Origin of the sequence: Pseudomonas sp. PICF6, from assembly GCF_009831705.1 — a bacterium.
GTDB classification, from domain to species: domain Bacteria; phylum Pseudomonadota; class Gammaproteobacteria; order Pseudomonadales; family Pseudomonadaceae; genus Aquipseudomonas; species Aquipseudomonas rhizophila.
Map to the genome: position 1 here is coordinate 113,548 of NZ_WUUD01000001.1, position 7,651 is coordinate 121,198.

General features: G+C 60.8%; 7 protein-coding genes. 1 reads left to right on the plus strand and 6 read right to left on the minus strand.

Translation table 11 applies throughout. The annotated features are described in order from the left end of the window. Positions 1 to 41: 41 nt before the first annotated feature. Positions 42 to 1,784, plus strand: a complete 1,743-nt coding sequence (locus GSM73_RS00515; RefSeq protein WP_047228549.1) for an ABC transporter substrate-binding protein — start codon at positions 42 to 44, stop codon at positions 1,782 to 1,784. Between the two features lie 191 nt (positions 1,785 to 1,975). Here GSM73_RS00515 and GSM73_RS00520 read toward each other — a convergent pair whose 3' ends face one another. The 6 genes from GSM73_RS00520 to GSM73_RS00545 all read right to left on the minus strand — a co-directional run. Beyond that, a complete protein-coding gene (locus GSM73_RS00520) occupies positions 1,976 to 2,917 on the minus strand; it encodes an alpha/beta hydrolase (RefSeq protein ID WP_160891297.1) in 942 nt (313 codons plus the stop codon). A 96-nt stretch (positions 2,918 to 3,013) separates the two neighbouring features. Next, positions 3,014 to 3,808, minus strand: coding sequence for a ChbG/HpnK family deacetylase (locus GSM73_RS00525; protein WP_160891299.1), 795 nt, complete (start codon positions 3,806 to 3,808; stop codon positions 3,014 to 3,016). Beyond that, positions 3,780 to 4,958: a GNAT family N-acetyltransferase gene (locus tag GSM73_RS00530; protein WP_047228568.1), complete on the minus strand. Its 1,179-nt coding sequence runs from the start codon at positions 4,956 to 4,958 to the stop codon at positions 3,780 to 3,782. The genes GSM73_RS00525 and GSM73_RS00530 overlap by 29 nt, the downstream gene beginning before the upstream one ends. A 5-nt stretch (positions 4,959 to 4,963) precedes the next feature. Then, a complete protein-coding gene (locus GSM73_RS00535; protein ID WP_160891301.1) occupies positions 4,964 to 5,653 on the minus strand; it encodes an N-acetyltransferase in 690 nt (229 codons plus the stop codon). A gap of 214 nt (positions 5,654 to 5,867) precedes the next feature. After that, positions 5,868 to 6,557 carry a GNAT family N-acetyltransferase gene (locus GSM73_RS00540; RefSeq protein WP_160891303.1) on the minus strand — a complete coding sequence of 230 codons (690 nt, stop codon included), beginning with the start codon at positions 6,555 to 6,557 and terminating at the stop codon, positions 5,868 to 5,870. Positions 6,558 to 6,796: 239 nt separating this feature from the next. After that, positions 6,797 to 7,651: oligosaccharide flippase family protein (locus GSM73_RS00545; protein WP_256676618.1), on the minus strand; the 855-nt coding region annotated here is incomplete at its 5' end.

Genomic DNA, 7,651 nt, shown 5'->3' on the forward strand with positions numbered 1-7,651 from the left:
GGTTCGACGATCAGGCTCTTAAACCCAAACAGGAGGTCTCTATGTTCGATAAAAACAATAAGCTGCGACATAGCGTTTCATTGGCAGCCGTGCTGGCACTCAGCGGGTTGAGCGCTGCGGCCTGGGCCGACGCCTATGAAGACGCGGCGAAAAAATGGATTGGCAGTGAATTCAAGCCGTCTACCCTGACAGCCGAACAGCAGCTCGAAGAGCTCAAGTGGTTCATCAAGGCGTCCGAGCCATTTCGCGGCATGAAAATCAACGTGGTGTCGGAAACCATCGCCACCCACGAATATGAATCCAAGGTGCTGGCCAAGGCCTTCAGGGACATTACCGGGATCGAGCTGACCCACGACCTGTTGCAGGAAGGCGACGTGGTGGAGAAGCTGCAGACCCAGATGCAGTCGGACAAGAACATCTACGACGGTTGGGTCAATGACTCGGACCTGATCGGCACGCACTTTCGCTACGGCAAGACCGCATCGATCACCGATATGATGGCCAACGAAGGCAAGGCCTACACCTCGCCGACCCTGGACCTCAAGGACTTCATCGGCACTTCGTTCACCACCGCGCCGGACGGCAAGCTCTATCAACTGCCGGACCAGCAGTTCGCCAACCTGTACTGGTTCCGCGCCGACTGGTTCGAGCGGGCCGACCTGAAGGCCAAGTTCAAGGAAAAGTACGGCTACGAGCTGGGTGTACCGGTGAACTGGTCGGCTTATGAAGACATTGCCAAGTTCTTCACTGAAGACGTCAAGGAAATCGACGGTAAGCGCGTCTACGGTCACATGGATTACGGCAAGAAGGATCCGTCCCTGGGCTGGCGCTTTACCGATGCCTGGTTCTCCATGGCCGGTGGCGGCGACAAGGGCCTGCCCAACGGCTTGCCGGTGGACGAGTGGGGTATTCGCGTCGAAAATTGCCATCCGGTCGGCTCCAGCGTGACCCGTGGCGGCGACACCAACGGCCCCGCGGCTGTGTTCGCCACCACCAAATACGTGGACTGGATGAAGAAGTACGCGCCACCGGAAGCGGCGGGCATGACCTTCTCCGAATCCGGCCCGGTGCCGTCGCAAGGCAACATCGCCCAGCAGATCTTCTGGTACACCGCTTTTACGGCCGACATGACCAAACCGGGCCTGCCGGTGATGAACGCCGATGGCACGCCGAAATGGCGCATGGCGCCGTCGCCGCGCGGACCGTATTGGGAAGAGGGCATGAAGCTGGGCTATCAGGACGTGGGCTCCTGGACGTTCCTCAAGTCCACGCCTGAGAAGCAGAGGCTGGCCGCCTGGCTCTATGCGCAGTTCGTGACGTCCAAGACCGTATCGCTGAAGAAAACCATTGTAGGTTTGACGCCGATTCGTGAGTCGGACATCAACTCTCAGGCCTTGACCGATCTGGCGCCGAAACTCGGTGGGCTGGTTGAGTTCTATCGCAGCCCGGCCCGTGTGCAATGGACCCCGACCGGGACCAACGTGCCGGACTATCCACGCCTGGCTCAGCTGTGGTGGAGCCACATCGCCGAAGCCGCCAGCGGCGAGAAGACTCCGCAACAGGCACTCGACGGGTTGGCCAAGGATCAGGACGCAATCATGACCCGTCTGGAACGCTCCAAGGCCCAGGCCACCTGCGCCCCGAAAATGAACCCTGAGCGCGACGCGCAATACTGGTTCGACCAACCGGGCGCACCGAAGCCGAAACTGGCCAACGAGAAGCCTAAGGGTGAAACCGTGAGCTACGCCGAACTGCTGAAATCATGGGAGGCGGCGCGTAAATAAAGCTGGACCTGCAATGAATGAACGGCACCGTAAGGTGCCGTTTTTTTTTTGCGGCCGGCCCCTCGACGCGCAAAACGGTGGGAGCAAGGCTTGCCCGCGATGGCGGTGGCACATCCCGCATTAATGCCAACTGACCCGCCGCCATCTCGAGCAGGCTCGCTCCCACAGGGGGATTGGGTGGCGGATTTGAATCAGCCCGCCTTGGCCGGGCTGGTAGGAGGGTGTCCGGCCACTGGCGATGGCCCGGCTTTCATCAGGGTCTCCAATGCTTGGCGGTAGGTGCTGCCCGCCAGGTTCATACTGTTGTTGTGGGTTGCGCCTGGCACCAGCAACAGACGCTTTGGCTCCAGGGCGGCGTTGAATAATTGTTCGCTCAAGCGTGGCGGGACGTAGCGGTCGGCGGCGCCGTGCACCACCAGCAAGGGCATGTTGATCTCGCGGATCTTGTCGATGGAGTCGAACTTCTGCGACAGCAGCCAGCGCACCGGCAGGGAGGTGTTCGCCATGGCGGTGGCGACATCGCCCAGGGAGGTGAACGTGGATTCGATGACCAGACCTCGGGCGGGCACGAGGCTGCCGTCTTTCGCCGCCTTCTGGCCAAGCTCCGCGGCGAGGTCTACCGCGACGGCGCCACCCAGTGAATGGCCGTAGATCAGCCGCAGGGCCGGGTCCGGTTGCAGCACTTCAAGACGCTGCCAGGCAATGCGCGCATCTTCATAGACGCTGGCTTCCGACGGCAGATCGCCCTGGCTTTTGCCGAAACCACGGTAATCGATGGCCAGCACCGAAAAGCCCAGGGCCCTTAACTGCCGAATACGAAACAGCTGACCGGTCAGGTTCCAGCGCACCCCGTGCAGGTACAGAATCGCCGGCGCGTTCTTGCGTTCGGCCGGCCACCACCAGCCGTGGATATTTTCCCCGGCCTTGAAGCTCTTGGACTTGAGGTCGAACTCCTGCACGTCGCCCGGCAAGCCGCTGAACCAGGTTGCCGTACCCGGCTCGATCCGAAACACCAGTTCACGTTCCTTGTGCTGCAACACGCCACAGCCCACCGGCAGCCCGACCACCATCGCGCTCATGCACAGCAAAGCCAGCCAGCGTCGCCCAAGGCGGGAGATAAGAGACGAAGACATCGATGCGATTCACTACTCAAGGCATGAAGGTGCTTTTTATCAGATTCGCTCGAAGGGTGGAGGGATTTCGGATGGCTTGTTGTCGCGTATCCTAAATCACTGCATATCCCCATATTGGGTCAATATCAAAGCCTTCACCGCCGCGCCGTACGCCACCCTAGGTACGCCCGACAGGCGTTTATGCAACACTTGGGTCAGTGAGTCCCCTGGCATCAGGCTCGCGTCGCCAAAGTCTTCATCCAGGTGCAGTGGATGAACGATTACCTCAAGCGAGCCGTGACCTGGCGGCGCGGCGTGGTGCAGGTCGGCGGGTGTGCAGACGTAGTCGGCTGTCGCGCCGCACAGGCTGCGCAGGCGACGGTTGAGCATGGTCTTGAACAGGCGCTTGGGCAGGTTGAGATTCGCCCCCAGGTTACGCGCCAACCGAATCGGCACGCCGTGTCGGGCGGCAAAGCGGGCCACCAGCTCTCCAATGGGCCAGATGTTATGTACGTGTTGATGAGAGTCGAGGTGGCTAGGCCGCAGGCCGTGGTCCAGGCAGCGTTGCCATTGGGCATCAAGCTCTTCCTGTACCGCGCGGAGGTCCTTTGAACCAAGGCGCAGGCAGTAGCGCGAGAGGTTCAGGTCGAACTCGCCGTTCGTGTCGCAAAACGCCGGTCGCGAAGCAATGGTCTGGCTCAGCGGGCGGCCGAAGCTGAGATTGAAATGCAGGCCGATTCGGCCGTCGAGTAGCGGTTTGCGGGCCATTTCACAAGCTTGCTCGAAAGCCGGCATGTTGGCCATGGCCGTGGCCGAACTGATCACGCCAGCCTCGAAGGCCCGCAGAATCAGGGAGTTTTCGTTGAGATCGAGTCCGAAGTCGTCAGCGTTGACGATCACTTGGCGTGGCATTCACATTCTCCTGGCGCTTGGGGGTAGATGACGAAGTCGCTGTCGCGCTTTGCCCGGTCGGGCGCTTGCGCAGTAACGGTTTCAGGCTTTTCCATAACCGCAAGGCGAGCCCCAGTACCAGGCCATCGGGCTGCCATGAATAAAAACTCCAACGCCAGTGCTCCAGTTGTCCGGTCATGCGTTCATGCAGTTGATGGCTCGAGTTCTCCAGGCTGACCCGCGAGGCATCGATCCAGCGCCAGTTGTCATCCAGCCCCCAGCGAATCCACTCCTCGAGCAGAACCCGACCACTGCCCAGGTCGGCATGCTGTGGCAGGAACGCCAGGTTGTAGTCGTACAGTCGTCCCTGATCCAGCAGGCCGAGGCGATAACTGATGCAGCGACCGTCCAGTTCCAGTATCACCACCCGCACCATGCCCTCGGCGGCGAGCGCAGTGAAGGCGTGATTCATCCATTGCCGACGGCTGGGGTCGGCGAAAATGCCGACACCTTCTTCTCCTTTCCAACTGGCTGCCTCGACTTCGGCAAGGTCGTGCAGCAGCAGCCCCATGCTGATGGCATCGGGTGTCACCCGGCGGATTTGGGCACCGCATGCGGCGATCCGCTTGCGCGCCCGGCGTAACTTGTAGCGCGGATCACCGGATATCTCCTGGCGGTCGCTGTCGCTGATCAAATGCACCGGCACCCGGCAACTGAGTCGCCGTTCCCCGGTCGAGCTCAGGGCCATCCAGGCACTGAGGACGCTTCCTTCACCCACCGGTTCGGTCACTTCATTCAACTGTAGTAACGCATGGGGCAGATGTTGGCGGATCTGCATCAGCGCCTCTGCCATACCCTCGGCGTCCAGACGTATCAGCGGCGCGATGCGGTCAGCCAATGGATAGCCCAAGTGACGCAATACCCGGAAACGCAGCCCACAGATACGTTCGCGCCCCGAAATGAGCGGCAGACACAGGCACAGTGTCTGATCCTGCCAGCCAAGCAGTATGTTGAGCTGCTGATCTGGCAGCAGCGCAAATTCCGCCGCTTGCAGCCAGGCCAATGTGTTGAACGGTGTAGTGTCGGGCACCAGGGTTCGCAGCTGTTCATAAGCTGTTGCAGGGAACTGCGCCGCGCCCAAGGAACGGCACCATTGGAACCTGATCGCCATGGACATCAGGCCGCCGCAGTGGTGGCGGACGGCTGGGCCGGTTTGCGAAACGGGTCCAGTAGTGAGCCGCTATAGAACGTGTCGCGGAAAAAACGCCAGCGGCCAAACAGGCAATACACGTGGGTGATTTGTCCGCGCTCCTGATAGTCCATGCGCAGGTGCAGTTTTACGGCTGGAATGTTCTCCAGATCGCAGACGTCGACTACTTTGTCGCTGCCTTTGTCGGCCATGGTCTTCCAGAGATCCAATTGCACATCCACCGACAGCTGACTGCCCCAATAGGCGCGGATCATTTCACCGCCGAACTCGAAGAACTCGCCCGGCTTGACCGGGAACCAGCAACCATAGAAATGGCGGTCGAAATAGTCGCGTTGACTGCCCCAGATGAAACCGACGGTGTCGCCCTTGTCGTCCAGGTACATCAGCCCGGTGTGGCCTTCGGCAGCCAATTCGCGCATGGTCTCGACACGGTCGCCGAAGTGAGTGGCGAAAGCGTCGGCGTTGCTGGTAGTGATGACTTCCCTGCGCAAAGGTGGATAAGGCTTAAGTTTGCAAGGCCGCACAGGACTGACCAGATCCCGCTCCATCCATATTAGTTGGGAGTGAAAAAACACGTAGCGTCTGCACAGCTTTTTGAGCACGGTGCGCAGGCCTTTCTTCTGAATGCGATCACGCAATTTTTGCAGAACGTTCATAGTGCCTCCTGACGGGTGGCGGGTTGGGAAATGGCCCCCATCGCGAGCTGGCTCGCGATGGGTTTTTGGCTGACGAGCGCACTCATGCTGATGTCCCCATCAGCCTCCGGCGCATCGGCAGCCAGTCGCTGGGCAGGATGATCTGTGTCTGCCACGGCGCCACACCGCTGGGACGGCAAGGAGCGACACCATTTGAGCCGGATCGCCATGGACATCAGGCCGCCGCAGTCGATGCAACCGGATGATCCGGTTTTTGAAAAGCGCCCAGTGCCGAGCCGCGGTAAAACGTGTCGCGGAAAAACCGCCAGTGACCGAACAGGCGATACACGTGGGTGATCTTGCCGCGCTCCTGGAAGCCCATGCGCAGGTGCATCTTGATCGCCGGGATGTTTTGCAAGTCGCAGACATCGACCATCGTGTCGCAACCTTTGTCAGCCATGATCTTCCAAATTTCCAACTGCATGTCCGCCGACATCCTGGAACCCCAGTAGGCACGGATCATCTCGCCACCGAACTGAAAGTACTCGCCAGGCTGGATCGGGAAGTTGCAGCGATAGAAATGGCGGTCGAAATAGTCTCGCGTACTGCCCCAGGCGAAACCCACGGTGTCGCCTTGAGCATCCAGGTACATCAAGCCTGTGTAGCCCTCCGCCGCCAGCTCGCGCATGGTTTTGACGCGGTCGCCGAAGTGCCGGGCAAACGCGTCGGCATTGCTGACCGTGATGAACTCCAGGCGCATTGGTGGGTAGGGTTTGAGGTTATGCGGGGGAAGCGGGGTCCGCACATCGTGCTGCAGCCACACCAGTCGGGAGTGGAAATACACGTAGCGCCTGAACAGCTGTTTGAGCACAGCGCGCAGGCCTTTCTTCTGGATGCGATCACGCAATTTTTGCAGGGACTTCATGGTGCCTCCTGACGGGTGGCGTGGTGGGAGAAACGAGGTGTGTTCCAGTCCATGGCAAAACAGGGTGTCCCCGGGCAGGAGATACCCGATCTGAGGGGTTTGCATAAGCTCCGGGCCGACCCCATCGCGAGCAGGCTCGCTCCCACATTGGAGGTGTAGCGGCCGCAGCTCTTGTGTTCGGCGGCGAGCCACTGTGGGAGCGAGCCTGCTCGCGATGACGATCTGCCTGACGACGGCGTTCATGCGGATTTCCCCATCAGCATCTGCCGCATTGGCAGCAGGTCACTGGGCAGGATGATCAGCGTCTGCCATAGCGCCACGCCACTGAGGCGGCAGTACATCGTCAGTAGCGCGACGGTCACGGCCATATAGGCGATCGAAGAAGCCGCGGCGGCCCCGACGATGCCGTAACGCGGAATCAGGATCAGGTTCAATGCCAGGTTCAATAACGCTCCCACACCCATCAGCAGTGAAACCGTGCCGGGCCGGTTCTTGCCCAGCAGATCCAGGCGCAGGATGCTCGCGTAGCACAATCCGAACAGCCCCGGCAGCAGCGCCAGCAAGGCGGGATACGCTGGTTGGTAGGCCGCGCCGAACAGCGTGACGATCAGCCATTCACCAATCAGTGCCATGCCCAGGCAGGCGCCGAGCATGACCGTGGCGGTCAGGCGCAGGGCCAGAGGCGTCAGGCGTTTCATGTCGGAGTCCTGCTGCAGCAAACGCTTCATCAGCGGCGTGGTGACCGCCTCAGGCACAATCAGCAGCAGTTCGGCGGCGGCGCTGGCCATGGCGTAATGGCCCAGGGCAGTGCTGCCCAGCAGGGCGCCGATGAACAGGTAGTCCGAGCGCAGTACCACTTGCTGGAACAGTAAATCGGGGTGGCTGCGGGCACCGTAGCGCAACAGCTCCTTCTGGTTGGAGCGATCCCATTGCAGGGTGAACCTGTGGTCCCGCCGCAGCCAGACCCAACCGGCCAATACCACCAGGCTCAGACCCGCCAGCCAACTGATCAGTGCGGCCTCCAGGGCGGTGTCTTTCCACATCCAGAACAGCGCCAGAAACAGCAACAGCGGCGCCAGGGATTCCATCAGCCG

Excerpts from the sequence above, each read along its gene's own strand:
- GSM73_RS00540 (WP_160891303.1), bottom strand. The coding sequence starts at position 6,557 with ATGAAGTCCCTGCAAAAATTGCGTGATCGCATCCAGAAGAAAGGCCTG.
- GSM73_RS00525 (WP_160891299.1), bottom strand. The coding sequence starts at position 3,808 with ATGCCACGCCAAGTGATCGTCAACGCTGACGACTTCGGACTCGATCTC.
- GSM73_RS00530 (WP_047228568.1), bottom strand. The coding sequence starts at position 4,958 with ATGGCGATCAGGTTCCAATGGTGCCGTTCCTTGGGCGCGGCGCAGTTC.
- GSM73_RS00535 (WP_160891301.1), bottom strand. The coding sequence starts at position 5,653 with ATGAACGTTCTGCAAAAATTGCGTGATCGCATTCAGAAGAAAGGCCTG.
- GSM73_RS00520 (WP_160891297.1), bottom strand. The coding sequence starts at position 2,917 with ATGTCTTCGTCTCTTATCTCCCGCCTTGGGCGACGCTGGCTGGCTTTG.
- GSM73_RS00515 (WP_047228549.1), top strand. The coding sequence starts at position 42 with ATGTTCGATAAAAACAATAAGCTGCGACATAGCGTTTCATTGGCAGCC.